This is a genomic window from Christiangramia pacifica (genome assembly GCF_057221535.1).
Genome location: NZ_CM170146.1, coordinates 2,737,978 through 2,752,899, shown reverse-complemented (window position 1 = coordinate 2,752,899; position 14,922 = coordinate 2,737,978). Strand labels below are relative to the sequence as shown.

The following is a 14,922-nucleotide window of genomic DNA, read 5'->3' as shown; positions in this document are numbered from 1 at the left end:
ATGGAGAATCTACCTGATAATAAAAAAATCGTTCTGTTTGATGGGGTTTGTAATCTTTGCAATGATGCCATCCAGAGGATTATAAAGCATGATAAGAAGGATATTTTCAGGTTTGCATCCCTGCAAAGTGAAATTGGTAAAAAGCTCGTAGAAGAACGCGGATTGGATCCTGAAGAGCTAGACTCGATAATTATGATAGATCCTGGCGTTGCTTATTACAGAAAATCCACGGCAGCTCTTGAAATTTCCCGAGATATGTCTGGAGGATATTCACTTTTAAAGAACTTTCTTTTTTTACCTGAAGGACTTCGAGACGGTATATACGATTTTATCGCAAATAACCGTTATAAGTGGTTCGGGAAAAAAGACCAGTGCATGATCCCTACTCCCGAGCTTAAATCAAAATTCTTGGATTAAGCTTTTTCTGAAACAGTTTCGGTATCAGGATGATAATCATCATCCCAATCTTTAACGTTCGGAGGCCCCATCATATCAACAGATTTCGCTACTATTAGCGACACTGCTGCATCACCGGTAACATTAACCGTAGTTCTACACATGTCTAAAGGACGGTCTACCGCAAAGATCAAAGCAAGACCTGCTTCCGGAATTCCGGCCTGTGCCAGTACTATTACGAGCATTACCATCCCGGCGCCCGGAACCGCGGCAGAACCTATGGAGGCTAATGTTGCTGTAGCAATAATCCCTAATTGAGCTCCAATGGTGAGATCCATACCAAAGGCTTGAGCAATAAATACTGCCGCTACTGCCTGGTATAAACTTGTTCCATCCATATTGATAGTTGCTCCAATAGGTAATACAAAACTGGTTACTTCCTTATGCACACCCATGTGCTCTTCTACCCTTTCCATGGTAACAGGAAGCGTTGCCGCACTTGAACTTGTTGAAAATGCAAGTAATTGAGCCGGGGAAATTCCGTTGATAAAAAAGGATGGAGTGTTTTTCGTGAAAACCCATACCAGTAAAATATAAACCCCAATCATCAAAGCGAGACCAATCAATACTGTCAAAGCATACATCGCAAGCGCTGCAAAAAGATCGGCACTTGGTGATTCCACAACCAGCGCTGCAAGAAGTGCGAATACACCATAAGGTGCAGTAAGCATAATCAGATCGATCATTTTCAGGATCACTTCGTTGAAGCCGTCAAAAAAGTCTTTTACTGGTTTGGCAGTTTTTTCAGGGATAAGAATTAAACCGATTCCGAAGAAGATGGCAAAAAATATTACTTGCAGCATATTACCATTATCTCCGGCTGCTCCTATGATATTACTTGGAACAAGGTCTTCCAGAGCCTGTAATGGGCCTGCATCTTTTTGCTTTTGCGCATCCGAAATTCTTACGTTAGCATCTCCTTCATAACTGGCAATAAGATCTAACCTGGTTTCTTCAGAAATCGTTTTACCCGGAGCAATCAAATTTACCATTAGGAGACCAATCGAAACTGCAATTACAGTAGTAACAATATATGTTGCGATCGTTCTGGTCCCCATTTTTGAAAGTTTGGAAATATCTTTCAGATCTGAGATCCCTTTAATAAGAGATGCCAGGATCAAAGGCACTGCAATTAATTTAAGAGCATTGATGAATATGTTTCCGAAAGGTTTGATCCAATCGCTAACAAAATCTGCTCCCCAACTAAAATTAGTCATGATAAGGGCAAAAACAACCCCTGCGGCCATTCCTAATAATATCTGCCAATGCAGTGCAAGTTTCTTCATGTTGTAGTAGTTCTAAGTATTAGATTTTAGATGATTTGTTTTGAAGGAAAAAATCGGCAAGCACCAGGGCTGCCATAGATTCAACAATAGGCACAGCTCTAGGCACCACACAAGGATCATGTCTTCCTTTACCCTGCATTTCCACTTCTTCACCTTTAGAGTTGATGGTTTGTTGTTTCTGCATTAAGGTAGCAACAGGTTTAAAGGCAACTTTGAAATAGATATCCATTCCATTCGAAATTCCACCCTGGATCCCTCCACTTAAATTAGTTCGTGTAGATCCATCCTGGTTAAAGTGATCATTATGTTCACTTCCACGCATTCTAGTACCTTCAAAACCACTTCCGTATTCAAAACCTTTTACGGCATTAATAGAAAGCATGGCTTTACCAAGTTCAGCATGTAATTTATCAAATACAGGTTCACCAAGACCTTTAGGAACATTTTTGATCACACATTGCACCGTTCCTCCAACCGTATCACCATCAGCTCTTATTCCTTTAATGTAAGCCTCCATTTCTTTAGCCATTTCCGGATCGGGACAGCGCACAGGGTTTTTTTCTATTTCTGAAAAATCCAGTTCGCTATAATCTTTGTTTATCTCCATTTTCCCCACGGAAGAAACATAAGCATTGAAACTTACATTTTTCAGCACCTGCTTAGCGATGCTGCCAGCCACTACTCGGCAGGCAGTTTCACGCGCCGAAGACCTACCACCACCGCGATAATCTCTTACCCCATACTTTTCATCATAGGTATAATCCGCGTGGGAAGGGCGATAAGTGTCTTTAATGTGAGAATAGTCTTTAGATTTCTGGTTCGCATTTTTAATTACAAAACCAATTGGAGTGCCCGTGCTCTTACCTTCAAAAATCCCTGATAGAAATTCAACTTTGTCAGGTTCTTTACGTTGGGTTACAATAGCAGACTGGCCAGGTCGTCTACGGTTGAGATCGGTTTGTACTTTTTCAACATCAATTTCAAGACCAGCCGGGCAGCCATCTATAACTCCACCAATCGCAACTCCATGGGACTCGCCAAAAGTGGTTAATCTGAACATTTTACCAAAGGAATTTCCGGGCATCAGAAGCTTTTTGAACAAATGTAATTTTTTAAGAACATATTTGAAAATGGAATCCTATTTAATGTTAGGATAACAAATAGCTTTCATTTTAATATTCTGGTAAACAATTTTTAATTCTCTCCTAAGCATCTTCATCTGGCTTTCCACAATATTTGCAATAAAATTCAATCCTCCTGTTGAAAAAGAGAAAGCCTGAAATAGTTGTAATATCAGATGTTCATTTGGGTACTTTCGGCTGTCATGCAAAAGAACTTCTGGAATATCTAAACTCTGTGCAGCCCGAAAAACTTGTTTTGAACGGTGATATTATTGATATCTGGCAATTTAGAAAGAGTTACTTTCCTAATGATCATCTTGCCGTGATCAAAAGAATAATAGATCTAAGTACAAAGGGAACAGAGATCATATACATTACCGGTAATCATGACGAAATGCTGAGAAAATTCAGCAATACCAAGCTGGGGAATTTTAAAATTCTTGATAAGTTGATCCTCGATCTGAATGGAAAGAAAGCCTGGTTCTTCCACGGAGATGTTTTTGACGTTTCCATTAAAAATGCCAAGTGGATCGCAAAACTTGGCGGTTGGGGTTATGACCTTTTGATACTTTTAAATCAGTTATTGAACTGGATCCTTGTTAGAAGTGGAAGAAAAAAATATTCCTTATCCAAACGAATAAAAGACAGTGTAAAAGGAGCAATGAAATTTATCTCAAAGTTTGAAACTACCGCTGCTGAATTAGCAATTGAACAAGGTTATAAATTCGTTATCTGCGGACATATTCATCAGCCAAAAATGGTTCGAAAAGTTCTTAAGAATGGGACATGCCTTTACCTTAACTCTGGTGACTGGGTGGAAAATCTTACCTCACTAGAATATGAAAATAAAAAATGGAAGCTGGTTCACTACAGTGAATTTTTAAACCAAAAGGTTTCAAAACCCATAGTTGCTGCAACTACCGTAATTTCTCGCTGATAAATTAATGGCTTGCCGAATGATGCTCCAGAATATAATCAACTTTCGCAACCAGTGTTTCCATATCAAAGGGTTTGGAAATAAAATCCACGGCACCGGCAGACTTACATACTTCACCCGCATTATGTAAGGCAGACATCATTAGAATTGGAACTTGAGAAACACTTTCATCCTGTTTTATTTCGGCACAAACATCTGTTCCGTCTACGCCAGAAATCAATTTATCCAGAAGCACTAATTCAATATCGTTCTGCAGTATATTCTCTTTGGTTTTTTTAGGTTGTTGCGATACCGTAACGGTATGCCCATTAAATTCAAGAATATCTCTAAGCATAAAACCAATAGTTTGGTCGTCATCAACAATTAGAATCTTTGCCATTTAGTTAGTTCGTTTTATAGGTAAGGTAAATGTAAATTCAGATCCTTTTCCGAATTCACTTTGTACTTTTATTTTTCCGTTATGTCTTTCGATAATATTGTTTGACAGGAAAAGGCCAATTCCAAAACCAGCATAGGTATCATCCCTATTTCCTGGGACTCTATAGAATTTTTTAAATATCTGCTGAATTTCTTCCTGCTGAATTCCGATTCCGTGATCTATAACTGAAACACCTACAAAATCTTCATTTTCCTGAAAAATTCTAACATCCACCCGGTAATCTTCGGGCGAGTATTTGTAAGCGTTCGTAATAAAGTTAATGATTACCTGCCCTATTCTGTCCTTATCTGCAAAAACCTTACAATTGATTTCATTATCTAATTTTATCTGAATTTCCTTATTGGAATAAGTGAGATCATCGATGATTTCCTCTACATGTTTATTCAGGTTAAAAGTTTGGGGTTTCAGTTCAAGTTCATTCTGCTCAATTCTTGAAAGATCGAGCATTTCAGAAATCAGCCTGATCAGTCTTTCTACCTGAGTTTCAATTCGATTCAAATAAGGTTTGACCTTCAGGGATTCATTTCCGGCTTCAGTTTCCTGAGAGAGTATAGAGAGTAAAAGCTGAACATAGCCTTTTATAGAAGTAACCGGTGTCTTTAGTTCATGACTTACCAGCTTTAGAAATCCCTCCTTTAGCTCTTCCTCTTCTTTAAGCTTCTGAATTTCTGTACTCGAACTTAACCAAGAAGTTATCTTTCCACTATCGTCTCTAATACAGGTCGCCCTTGATAAATGCCATTTGTAATCATTATCTTTATTTAGCAACCTGACCTCAAGATCAATATCGGTTCCATTTTCAAAACTTTTGTAGACCTGTTTTTCAGTTTTCTCTCTATCATCAGGATGAACCATATCCACCCAGGAATCGTCAACAAATTCCTTTTCCGTTTTTCCAGTATAATCCAGCCAGCTTTTATTACAAAACATAGTTTGTCCATCAGGATCTGCCTGAGTTATCTTATGCGGCATGAAATCTACCAGTTCCCTAAACTCTTTCTCGCTGTTCTTTATCTTTTTATTTAGAACCGCCTGCTTGGTTACATCGGTAGCAATATCTGCGACTCCAATGATTTCTCCGTCTATATTTTTCTGAGGCTGGTAAGTAAAATCAAAATAATGAGTTTCTGGCTTACCATTTATCATAAGCTCTACCGGTAATTCATTAGCATGATAAGGTTTTCCTGTTTTATAGACCTGATCTAAAAGTTCTTTTATACCCTGGTTTTTTAATTCTGGAAGAACTTCCAGTAAAGGTTTACCGATCACATCTTCACCTTTACCCCACAATTTACGAATAGAATCATTCGCAGTATCTATCACATGGTCTTCACCCATAAAGATAGCGATAAGAGATTTTGAAGAGTGAACCAATTCCTGATATTTATAAACCTCGTTCTTTAAAAGGTAATTTGAATCCTCTAAAGAATTATTATCATTCTTCAGCTGTTCAATTTCTTTATCTTTTTCCGCTAGTTTCTGCTCCAACTCCTTGACTCGGAGGTCCTGCTTCATCATATATTGTAATTCAATCCTGGGTGAGATTAATCCCGGCTAAAGTTAAGGTTTTAGGGAGTTGGGCAATATTATTTAAAAAAGTATTAACATTGATCTGATCACTTTTTCAAGGCTTTTCTTAAAATACTTACAGGATGTTGTGCAAGCCTTCCAGTTCCGTCTTTTATCTGGTGCCTGCAACTGGTGCCATTTGCCGATATGATCACTTCTTCACCTGCTTTTCTAATTGCCGGAAACAATGAATTTTCTCCTATTCGCATACTTATTTCGTAATGCTCTTTTTCGTATCCGAATGATCCTGCCATTCCACAACAACCGGAAGGAATTATAGTCACCTTATAATTTACCGGAAGGTTAAGTATATCAAAAGTCCTGGAAACATTAGATAGAGCTTTTTGATGGCAATGCCCGTGAATTTTAATAACAGCCTTTTGCTTTGTAAATTGATCAGAAGAAATATTACCTTCAGATATTTCCTGTTTCAGAAATTCTTCAATAATGAAACTATTTTTTGCAAGCTTTTCTGCTGCTTCTTTATCTTCTGCCAATCTCAAATATTCATCTCGAAAACTTAGAATTGCGGATGGTTCTATACCTAATAATGGTGTTTCATTCGAAACAATATCGCTGAAGATCGAAATATTTTGATTGGCAAGTACTTTAGCTTCAGATAAGAATCCTTTGGAAATCTGACTTCTGCCACTTTCGGGATGATCAACCATTTTAACCTGGTATTTTAGGCTGGATAAAAGATTTATAGCATCCTTGCCAACCTGAACATCCAGGTAATTGGTAAACTCATCATTAAACAAATAAACAGTCTTAATGGGATCTGCGATCTCAAACTTTCCGGAATTCTTACGAAAATATTCTTTCAAAGTCTGCTTCCCGATGACTGGAAGTTCCCTCTCTTTGGCCACGCCAAGTAATCTTTTAGCAATACCTGAGGTGATTCCGTTAGACATAACAAACCTTGATAAGGCAGGAACACTCGATGCTCGTTTATTCTGTTTAGTAATATTGGCAAAAGCTTTATCCCTGAAACTGGGTTTGTTTGATTTATGATACTGATGTAAAAACTCGGCCTTCAACGCGGCCATATCTACGTTTGAAGGACATTCACTTTTACAGCCTTTACAACTAATGCAGAGATCCAGAACTTCCTTCAGTTCCGGATGATCAAACTTGTTTTCTTTATTTGAATTAGTTAGAAATTCCCGTAAGGCATTCGCTCTCGCTCGGGTTGTATCTTTTTCTTCCTTAGTCGCACGATAACTTGGGCACATCGTTCCACCCGCTTCAACCGATTTTCTACAATCTCCACTACCATTACATTTTTCAGCTAATCTAAGAATCCCTTCAGCTTCTGAAAAGTCCATTATAGTACTTATTTCAGGCTCGTCCCTATCTGGGGTATACCTAAGACTGGTATCCATGGCTGGAGCATCAACGATCTTCCCAGGATTAAATATATTATTCGGATCAAAGACAAACTTTACCTCTTTGAGCAGATCATAAATATTCTTCCCGAACATCAATTCAATGAACTCGGCTCTCACTCTACCGTCGCCATGTTCACCACTGAGAGATCCGTTATATTTTTTCACCAATTCAGCCACATCCCGGGTAATATTTCGGAAAAGCTTCACATCTGAAGATTTCTTCAGATTCAAAATTGGTCTTAAATGAATCTCTCCGGCACCTGCGTGTGCGTAATAAACAGCCTGCTGATCATAGGTCTTCATGATCTCGCTGAATTCTGAAATATAATTTGCGAGCACCGGTAAAGCAACTGCGGTATCTTCAATACAAGCTACAGCTTTTCTATCTCCCTTTAAATTTCCAAGTAAACCAAGACCCGCCTTTCTCAAATCCAATGCCAGCTCTATCTGTTCATCATACAGAACAGGAAAGGCGTAACCTAAATGAGACTCTTTCAGAGTAACTAGAAGCGCATTCACTTGATTTTGCAATTCTACTTCAGAATCAGACCTTAATTCCAGCATTAAAATTCCTTGTGGATCACCTTCAATAAAAAAACGATTATCTCGATACTTCAAACTTTCCTTGGTACAATCCAGTATCACCTTGTCCATCATTTCACAGGTAAATAATGAATGTTGCATTGCTGGAACTACAGCTTGCATACAGGCATCTATACTTGAATAATGCGCAGCAACCATAGCAGTATATTGGGGAGGTAATTCATCCAGTTGTAGGGTGATCTCAGTAATAAAAGCCAACGTTCCTTCACTTCCTGCAATCAGTTTCGAAAAATTGAAGTAATTATCCTTTTCGGTAAAAACTGACGTATCCAATAATTCATCAATAGCGTAACCTGTGTTTCTACGATGTAAACTAGATGGTGGATAATTTTTCCTGATTTCCTCCTGGTTGGCTTTATCACTTAATTTATCAGAAATAAGCCTGTAAATCTTACCTTCCAAGTTATCCAGTTTTAATTTGTCATTAAATTCAGAATCACTTAGATCTTTGAATTCTGCCCTGGAACCATCGCTAAGAATAACTTTCAAAGAGATTACTTTATCCCGTGTCGTTCCATATTTAATTGAAGTGGTCCCGCTGGAATTATTACCAACCATTCCACCTATCATGCACCTATTGGAAGTAGAAGTATTCGGCCCAAAAAATAATCCGTGTTTATGAAGTTTTCTATTTAGATCATCCCTAATTACTCCGGGCTGTACGACAACCTTTTTATTTTCCGCATCAATTTTAATAACATCAGTAAAAAACCTGGAAACATCTACTACAATTCCGTCACCCGTACACTGGCCCGCCAACGAAGTTCCGGCGGTTCTAGGAATTAAAGAGGTTTTATGTTCTCCAGCAAATCGAATAAGCTTTAAAAGGTCATCTTCATTCTTCGGAAAAGCCACCGCTAAGGGTAATTCACGATATACGGACGCATCTGTAGCATAGATACTTTTCCATAGATCATCAAAATGTAAAATTCCGGATAGCTCACCGGAAAGTTTCTGCAGGCTTTTCTTCATTTTCATACTCAAATTTAGAAGTTTTATCCAATCCCGCTTAACAGTTTTTTAATTAATATTAACAATAGATTTGCTAGACCTTCCGTTATTGTAATACTATTCCACATAAATTTGTGGTCATCTAACAAAAAAATCAAACATGAAAAAATTAGTTCTTTTGGCAGCTTTCACAATTGGTGCTGTTTTCTTTAGCGACATTAAAGCTCAGGAGATTTCAGAAAATGCTCTTGGTTTAAGAATCGGTGACGGTGGCGGAGTTGGTGCTGAAGTTTCTTATCAAAGAGCAGTTGGCGGCGACAATAATCGTTTGGAATTTGACCTTGGATGGAGAGATGGGAATAATTACGATGCTATAAAGCTTGTTGGTTTGTACCAATGGGTTTGGAACATTGAAGGTGGATTCAATTGGTACGTAGGTGCTGGTGCAGGTCTAGGTAATTATGATGATAATAGAAGAGATGATGATTTTGATCGTAATGATGGGCTTTTCGCGCTGATCGCAGGTGATATTGGAATTGAGTATAATTTTGATATACCTCTTCTAATCTCGTTAGACCTTCGTCCTGAAATTGGATTTTCAGATTACAAAGGTCATGATGATTTCACACCAGACATCGCATTTGGAATAAGATATCAGTTTTAGATTTTCTTGAATAGGTTTAAGAAAGGAAAAGGTGGAGATGAATAGTCTCCACTTTTTTTATGCTTTAATCAAAGCTTTCTCATAAAGATCTTCATACTGAGGAACGATCTGGTTAATGTCAAATTTCTCGGCCGCCTCTCTTGCCTGACCTTTAAACTGAATTAATTTATCTGCATTTCCTAAAATTGAAATAGCGCTGTTCGCCATCGATTCCACATCTCCTACATCATGAAGATAACCTGAAAAACCATCCATGTTAACCTCAGGCAAACCTCCAGTATTAGAAGATATTACAGGGACTGAGTGAACCATTGCTTCAAGTGCAGCCAAACCAAAACTTTCAGTTTCAGAAGGCAATAGGAATAGATCTGAAAAACATAAGATCTTATCAATTTCATTACTCTGCCCCAAAAATAATACACGATCTCTAATTCCTAACTCTCTTACCAGTTTCTCTGCAGTTTCTCTTTCCGGTCCTTCTCCTACCATCATCAAGCGTGCTTTAATATTTTTCTGAACTTCAAAAAAGATCTTTACTACATCCTGCACGCGCTTTACTTTTCTGAAGTTGCTAACGTGGGTGATGATCTTTTCATCATCATGGGCCATCAGTTCACGCTGGCAATCGGTAAATGTTTTTTTCTGAAATTTTGATACATCAATAAAATTGGGAATTACCTCAATTTCTTTTCTCACTTCAAAAAACTTGGCAGTATCTTCTTTCAGGCTTTCAGAAACAGAAGTGACAAAATCACTATTATTAATACTGAATGTAACCGCAGGTTTATAGAAAGGATGATTACCTACCAGCGTAATATCGGTACCATGAAGCGTAGTGACCATAGGGATGCTTATTCCTTCCTCTTCCAGCATTTTCTTCGCCATATATCCAGCATAAGCGTGGGGAATGGCATAATGCACATGTAAAACCTCAATACCATAATTTCGGATAACATTCACCAATTTACTACTTAAGGCAAGCTCATATGGCTGATAGTGAAATAAAGGATATTCAGGAACATTAACTTCGTGAAATCTAATATGACTGGAAATTGTTTCTAATCTAACCGGTTGTTTATAAGTTACAAAATGTACTTCATGACCTCTTCTAGAAAGCGCAAGGCCCAATTCTGTAGCTACAACTCCACTACCTCCAAAGGTAGGATAACAAACAATGGCAATTTTCATCGATTAATAATCTATAGATTCGTAAATCACTTCCTGGATCTCAGACCTTATGTCTTCACGAATAAGTTTTCTATTATTAGAATCTGGATAAGTCCTATTTGATAAAAATACATAAACAATTTCTTCCTCAGGATCTGCCCAGGCAAAAGTCCCGGTGAAACCGCTATGTCCAAAACTCATCATAGAAACACAATTACAGGTTGGTCCTACTTCCTTGAGTTGGGGTTTGTCGAATCCCACACCACGCCTTACATTATCTTCACAATAATAGCAAGTGTTATATTTATCAATGGTTTGCTTATCTAAAAATTTCTCACCGCCGTAAGATCCTCCATTCAGAAAGGTCTGCATAATTTTAGCCACATCATTTGCCGTACTGAACAATCCAGCATGACCTCCAATTCCACCCTGCATGGCAGCGCCCTGATCATGAACATATCCCCTTACTACCTGTCTTCTCCAAAGCTGATCATTTTCTGTTGGCACAATTTGAAGACTATCAAACCTGGTTCTTGGCAGATATCCGGTATAATTGGCTCCTAATTTCTTATAAATATGCTCCTGAGTAATATTTTGTAATGATGAATCGTAATAAGCCTCCAGGTAATACTTTAAAAGATAGTATGGTAGATCACTATATTTATACTGCAGTTTTTTCTCCAAATCACTCTTTAAAATAGTGTTTACAATGGTATCTCCAATATCCTTGCGGATATACATCTTATCTGCAACCTGCGTATTAAATTCTTCAGATGGCATATTACTATAATAAATATCTGAAAGTTTTTTTGTTTTTGGATCTAATGTCGAAATATAAAAAGGGATCCAGGCCTGCAGTCGCGCATAATGCATGAGCATATCCTGAAGTCTGATATTCTTCTTATTGGAATTATTAAAAGAAGGCAATAACTCTCCCAGCTTTGTGTCAAAATTGAGCACTTCTTTCTCATCCAATTCCATGACCAGTGGAAGTGTCGCCAAAATTTTAGTTAACGAAGCGAGATCATAGACTGTGGTATCGGTTACTGGAATTTCCTTTTCATAGGTTTGAAATCCAAAATTTTTATTATAAATCACCTTCCCTTTTCTCGCTACCAGGATCTGAGCGCCGGGAGTCATTTCCTTTTCTATAGCATAATTAATAATGCTATCTATTTTCTTGAGTTTCGCTGAATTTATCCCAACACTTTCCGGGGTCCCGTAGGCTAACCTATTTACCTTGTTCGTGTTGAAACCGGTTCCTACTGGAAACTCATCTTTAATACTCACCGGTAATTTACCTTTTGCGGGTGCCGCGCCAAATAGAACCTGAGCTACCTTTCTTTGTGCTACCGGATGATTTTGATATCCTACGATAATTCCTTCCAGATTTGCAAAGCTTTTAACATCAAGCAAGGCGTAAGGCCTGGTGAACAGCGATAATACAGTTTTGTTCTTTCTGGCGATCTCATGAAGCCAAACCAGTTCCTTATCTGAAAATTTATAAGATGCCCAAGGGCTACTATTCGATTTATGGAAACCGATCACCACATAATTGTAATCTTCTAATTTTTCAAGTAGCTCTGGTAACTTTGCGGCTTTTATCCAATCTATCTTAGCATATTTCTTCATTTGTTCCAGAAATGGACCGCCATCATCATCTCCAAAATTAACGTAGGCAATCTTTTGTTTCTGAAGGTTTTTAACCGGAACAACTGCTTTATTATTTTTCAAAAGCGTAACGGAATTTGCATATAGCTTTTCAAGCAACGCCTCATCCCTTGATGTATAAAGTTCTTCTATGAGAAAATTTGTCTGTATAGGTTTAAAATTATTTAAACCAGCCTTATACTTCGCATAAAGAATTTTTTTAACTGATAATTCCAGTCTTGCTTCACTAACAATTCCTTCATTTACCGCGTCTATGATACTTTGAGAAGCTTTCCCAATATCTTCGCTCATCAGTAAAACGTCATTTCCGGCGAGAAATGCCTCCAGATCTACTTCTCCGGGCTCCTTATCTTTAGAAACACCTTTCATATCCAGAGCATCTGTAAAAATAAGACCATTGAAGCCCATATTGCTTTTTAAAATTCTCGAAATAATATTCTTAGATAACGAGGCAGGTTTTCCATTAGGATCTAAGGCAGGTACATTTAAATGCGCCACCATAACACTACTCAAACCTTGAGGAATTAATTCTTTATAGGGGTATAGCTCAACATCATCAATTCTCTCCTTCGAAAAGTTAACCGTTGGTAAGGTTTTGTGTGAATCTGAATCTGTATCACCGTGACCAGGAAAATGTTTGGCACTGCTCAGTACGCCTTCCCTGTGCATACCGTTCATAAAAGCTAGCGCTTTTTCAGTGACATTGATCTTATCCTCACCAAACGACCTGTTTCCAATAATCGGGTTATCAGGGTTGGTATTTATATCAACCACCGGAGCAAAATTGAAATGCACTCCCAATCTTCTGGTATGTTTGGAAATTGCTGCTCCAGCTTCTTCGATAAGTTTATTATCCTGAATTGCGCCCAAGGTCATATTCCAGGGTAGGGCATATGTACTATCAAGTCTCATTGCAAGACCCCATTCTGCATCCATACCGATTAACAGAGGCACTTTAGACATCTGCTGAAACTCGTTGGTAAGTTGAGCTTGTCTAACCGGGCCGCCTTTGGAATAAATAAGTCCACCGATATAATTCTCCTGAATTTGCTTTCTGATGCTATCAGCTTCATTTTCATTTTTAGACCAAATGCTGGCCATGAATAACTGACCAACTTTTTCCTTTAAATCCATAGCATCATAGACACTATCCACCCATTTTTTTTGTTGGGCGTGATCTTTAGTAAACAAAGGATTTTTTACCTGTGAAATTCCCTGATAGGAAAAAAGTAAAAAAATTATAAACGTATAAAACCTTGGGGCGTACTTCAACTTCATTAATTCATAAAACGTTTATGCCAGCTTTCGGATGCCGGAACTTCCCAGTCTGAAAGATATTCGGCTTTATTATTTACAAGATTATTAAAAACTATAGTATTAGGCGAAACTGCTCTGTCCTTCGCCATTTTTCTGAAATCGGTAAGACTTTTATAAGCAACGAATTCACCCTGTTTGTAAGAAACATTCATCTTGTCTAAAAGATCAACATCATATTCCCTCTCCAATTGCTGAATGAATTGCACGGAAGCATCTATAGAACATCCTGATGCAGCATTCACTTGCTGGTCCAGCGCGATGATTATGAAACGGTTGTATTTAATTTCGTAAGAAGCCTTCAGGTTTGCTCCGTGGGCAGTCCATTTTTCAATAAAATGATCTAATTTATTTGAAATATCCTGAAGTTCATCTTGTGTAAAAGACCTGTTCGCCTGATAGATCCAAACTCTAGAACTATCGGGAAGGCTTTCAAAGGGTACTAACATAAGGGCTAAAATTGAGTTACTACAAATCTAATTTATTTAGCCATGAGGTCAAATATAGTACCGGGTTTTAACTTTTGGAATATAATTTACAGATCTTCGGCGTTTGCGATCATTTCAGCGACATCCATAACTGCCACACTATCCTCTTTTTCCTTGTTTTTAACACCATCTGTCATCATGGTATTACAGAAAGGACAACCTGCCGCAATTATTTCCGGTTGAGTTTCCAGAGCCTGTTCAGTTCTTTCGATGTTTACATCTTTATTTCCTGGTTCTGGTTCCTTGAACATTTGTGCACCACCGGCACCGCAACAAAGTCCGTTTTTCTTGCACTTACGCATTTCAACCAGCTCAACTTCAAGTTTTCTCAAAAGATCTCTGGGAGCCTCATATTCTCCGTTTGCTCTACCTAAATAACATGGATCGTGAAAAGTGATCTTCTTTCCTTTGAATTTACCGCCTTCAACCTTTAACCTTCCTTCGTTCAAAAGAGTTTTTAAAAATTGCGTGTGGTGCATAACATCATAATTACCACCTAAAGCAGGATATTCATTTTTAAGAGTATTGAAACAGTGAGGACAGGCAGTAACCACATTTTTAATTTCATAACCATTAAGAACTTCGATATTTGTGGCTGCCTGCATCTGGAAAAGAAATTCATTTCCTGCTCTTTTTGCCGGATCGCCCGTACAACTCTCCTCAGTCCCCAGAACGGCGAAATCTACACCTGCCTGTTGTAAAAGTTTCACAAAGGCCTTAGTGATCTTTTTTGCACGGTCATCAAAACTTCCTGCACAACCAACCCAGAATAAAACTTCCGGTTTTTTGCCTTCCGCCATATATTCGGCCATTGTAGGAACCTTTAGTGCTTCTGCCATATCGTTGTTCTTTATCTAATTCTTAA

General features: G+C 38.1%; 12 protein-coding genes. 3 read left to right on the top strand and 9 right to left on the bottom strand.

The genetic code is table 11. The features are described from left to right. Entirely contained in the window at positions 1 to 417 is a 417-nt protein-coding gene (locus AC2S94_RS12595; RefSeq protein WP_484628928.1) for a thiol-disulfide oxidoreductase DCC family protein, read from the top strand. Here AC2S94_RS12595 and AC2S94_RS12590 read toward each other — a convergent pair. Further along, positions 414 to 1,742: a dicarboxylate/amino acid:cation symporter gene (locus AC2S94_RS12590; protein WP_484628927.1), complete on the bottom strand. Its 1,329-nt coding sequence runs from the start codon at positions 1,740 to 1,742 to the stop codon at positions 414 to 416. The two genes, AC2S94_RS12595 and AC2S94_RS12590, sit on opposite strands and share 4 nt — an antisense overlap. A 19-nt stretch (positions 1,743 to 1,761) precedes the next feature. Then, entirely contained in the window at positions 1,762 to 2,826 is a 1,065-nt protein-coding gene (gene aroC / locus AC2S94_RS12585) for a chorismate synthase (RefSeq protein WP_484628926.1), read from the bottom strand. 176 nt (positions 2,827 to 3,002) lie between these two features. On the opposite strand from aroC, the gene AC2S94_RS12580 reads away from it, so the two are divergent. Further along, a complete protein-coding gene (locus AC2S94_RS12580; protein ID WP_484628925.1) occupies positions 3,003 to 3,800 on the top strand; it encodes a UDP-2,3-diacylglucosamine diphosphatase in 798 nt (265 codons plus the stop codon). A 4-nt stretch (positions 3,801 to 3,804) separates the two neighbouring features. Here the strand turns inward: AC2S94_RS12580 and AC2S94_RS12575 are convergent, their stop codons facing one another. From AC2S94_RS12575 to AC2S94_RS12565, 3 genes are all read right to left on the bottom strand, one after another. After that, complete coding sequence (locus tag AC2S94_RS12575; protein ID WP_484628924.1) at positions 3,805 to 4,179, bottom strand: response regulator; 375 nt, start codon at positions 4,177 to 4,179, stop codon at positions 3,805 to 3,807. Beyond that, positions 4,180 to 5,757, bottom strand: coding sequence for an ATP-binding protein (locus tag AC2S94_RS12570; protein ID WP_484628923.1), 1,578 nt, complete (start codon positions 5,755 to 5,757; stop codon positions 4,180 to 4,182). A 98-nt stretch (positions 5,758 to 5,855) separates the two neighbouring features. After that, positions 5,856 to 8,774: an FAD-binding and (Fe-S)-binding domain-containing protein gene (locus AC2S94_RS12565; protein ID WP_484628922.1), complete on the bottom strand. Its 2,919-nt coding sequence runs from the start codon at positions 8,772 to 8,774 to the stop codon at positions 5,856 to 5,858. Positions 8,775 to 8,913: 139 nt separating this feature from the next. On the opposite strand from AC2S94_RS12565, the gene AC2S94_RS12560 reads away from it, so the two are divergent. Then, the gene (locus AC2S94_RS12560) at positions 8,914 to 9,417 is read left to right on the top strand and encodes a hypothetical protein (protein ID WP_484628921.1); all 504 of its coding nucleotides are present in this window, start codon (positions 8,914 to 8,916) and stop codon (positions 9,415 to 9,417) included. Positions 9,418 to 9,474: 57 nt separating this feature from the next. Here AC2S94_RS12560 and bshA read toward each other — a convergent pair whose 3' ends face one another. The 4 genes from bshA to AC2S94_RS12540 form a co-directional block, all read right to left on the bottom strand. Continuing rightward, positions 9,475 to 10,605 carry an N-acetyl-alpha-D-glucosaminyl L-malate synthase BshA gene (gene bshA / locus AC2S94_RS12555; RefSeq protein ID WP_484628920.1) on the bottom strand — a complete coding sequence of 377 codons (1,131 nt, stop codon included), beginning with the start codon at positions 10,603 to 10,605 and terminating at the stop codon, positions 9,475 to 9,477. 3 nt (positions 10,606 to 10,608) lie between these two features. Further along, entirely contained in the window at positions 10,609 to 13,533 is a 2,925-nt protein-coding gene (locus tag AC2S94_RS12550) for a serine hydrolase domain-containing protein (RefSeq protein WP_484628919.1), read from the bottom strand. Next, complete coding sequence (locus AC2S94_RS12545; RefSeq protein ID WP_484628918.1) at positions 13,533 to 14,018, bottom strand: ABC transporter ATPase; 486 nt, start codon at positions 14,016 to 14,018, stop codon at positions 13,533 to 13,535. The genes AC2S94_RS12550 and AC2S94_RS12545 overlap by 1 nt, the downstream gene beginning before the upstream one ends. An 86-nt stretch (positions 14,019 to 14,104) precedes the next feature. Further along, the gene (locus AC2S94_RS12540; protein ID WP_309561183.1) at positions 14,105 to 14,896 is read right to left on the bottom strand and encodes a (Fe-S)-binding protein; all 792 of its coding nucleotides are present in this window, start codon (positions 14,894 to 14,896) and stop codon (positions 14,105 to 14,107) included. Positions 14,897 to 14,922: the final 26 nt, after the last annotated feature.

What these genes read in the sequence shown, in the direction of transcription:
- AC2S94_RS12595 (WP_484628928.1), top strand. Translation starts at nt 1, where the DNA reads ATGGAGAATCTACCTGATAATAAAAAAATCGTTCTGTTTGATGGGGTT.
- AC2S94_RS12590 (WP_484628927.1), bottom strand. Translation starts at nt 1,742, where the DNA reads ATGAAGAAACTTGCACTGCATTGGCAGATATTATTAGGAATGGCCGCA.
- aroC (WP_484628926.1), bottom strand. Translation starts at nt 2,826, where the DNA reads ATGCCCGGAAATTCCTTTGGTAAAATGTTCAGATTAACCACTTTTGGC.
- AC2S94_RS12575 (WP_484628924.1), bottom strand. Translation starts at nt 4,179, where the DNA reads ATGGCAAAGATTCTAATTGTTGATGACGACCAAACTATTGGTTTTATG.
- AC2S94_RS12570 (WP_484628923.1), bottom strand. Translation starts at nt 5,757, where the DNA reads ATGATGAAGCAGGACCTCCGAGTCAAGGAGTTGGAGCAGAAACTAGCG.
- AC2S94_RS12565 (WP_484628922.1), bottom strand. Translation starts at nt 8,774, where the DNA reads ATGAAGAAAAGCCTGCAGAAACTTTCCGGTGAGCTATCCGGAATTTTA.
- AC2S94_RS12560 (WP_484628921.1), top strand. Translation starts at nt 8,914, where the DNA reads ATGAAAAAATTAGTTCTTTTGGCAGCTTTCACAATTGGTGCTGTTTTC.
- bshA (WP_484628920.1), bottom strand. Translation starts at nt 10,605, where the DNA reads ATGAAAATTGCCATTGTTTGTTATCCTACCTTTGGAGGTAGTGGAGTT.
- AC2S94_RS12550 (WP_484628919.1), bottom strand. Translation starts at nt 13,533, where the DNA reads ATGAAGTTGAAGTACGCCCCAAGGTTTTATACGTTTATAATTTTTTTA.
- AC2S94_RS12545 (WP_484628918.1), bottom strand. Translation starts at nt 14,018, where the DNA reads ATGTTAGTACCCTTTGAAAGCCTTCCCGATAGTTCTAGAGTTTGGATC.
- AC2S94_RS12540 (WP_309561183.1), bottom strand. Translation starts at nt 14,896, where the DNA reads ATGGCAGAAGCACTAAAGGTTCCTACAATGGCCGAATATATGGCGGAA.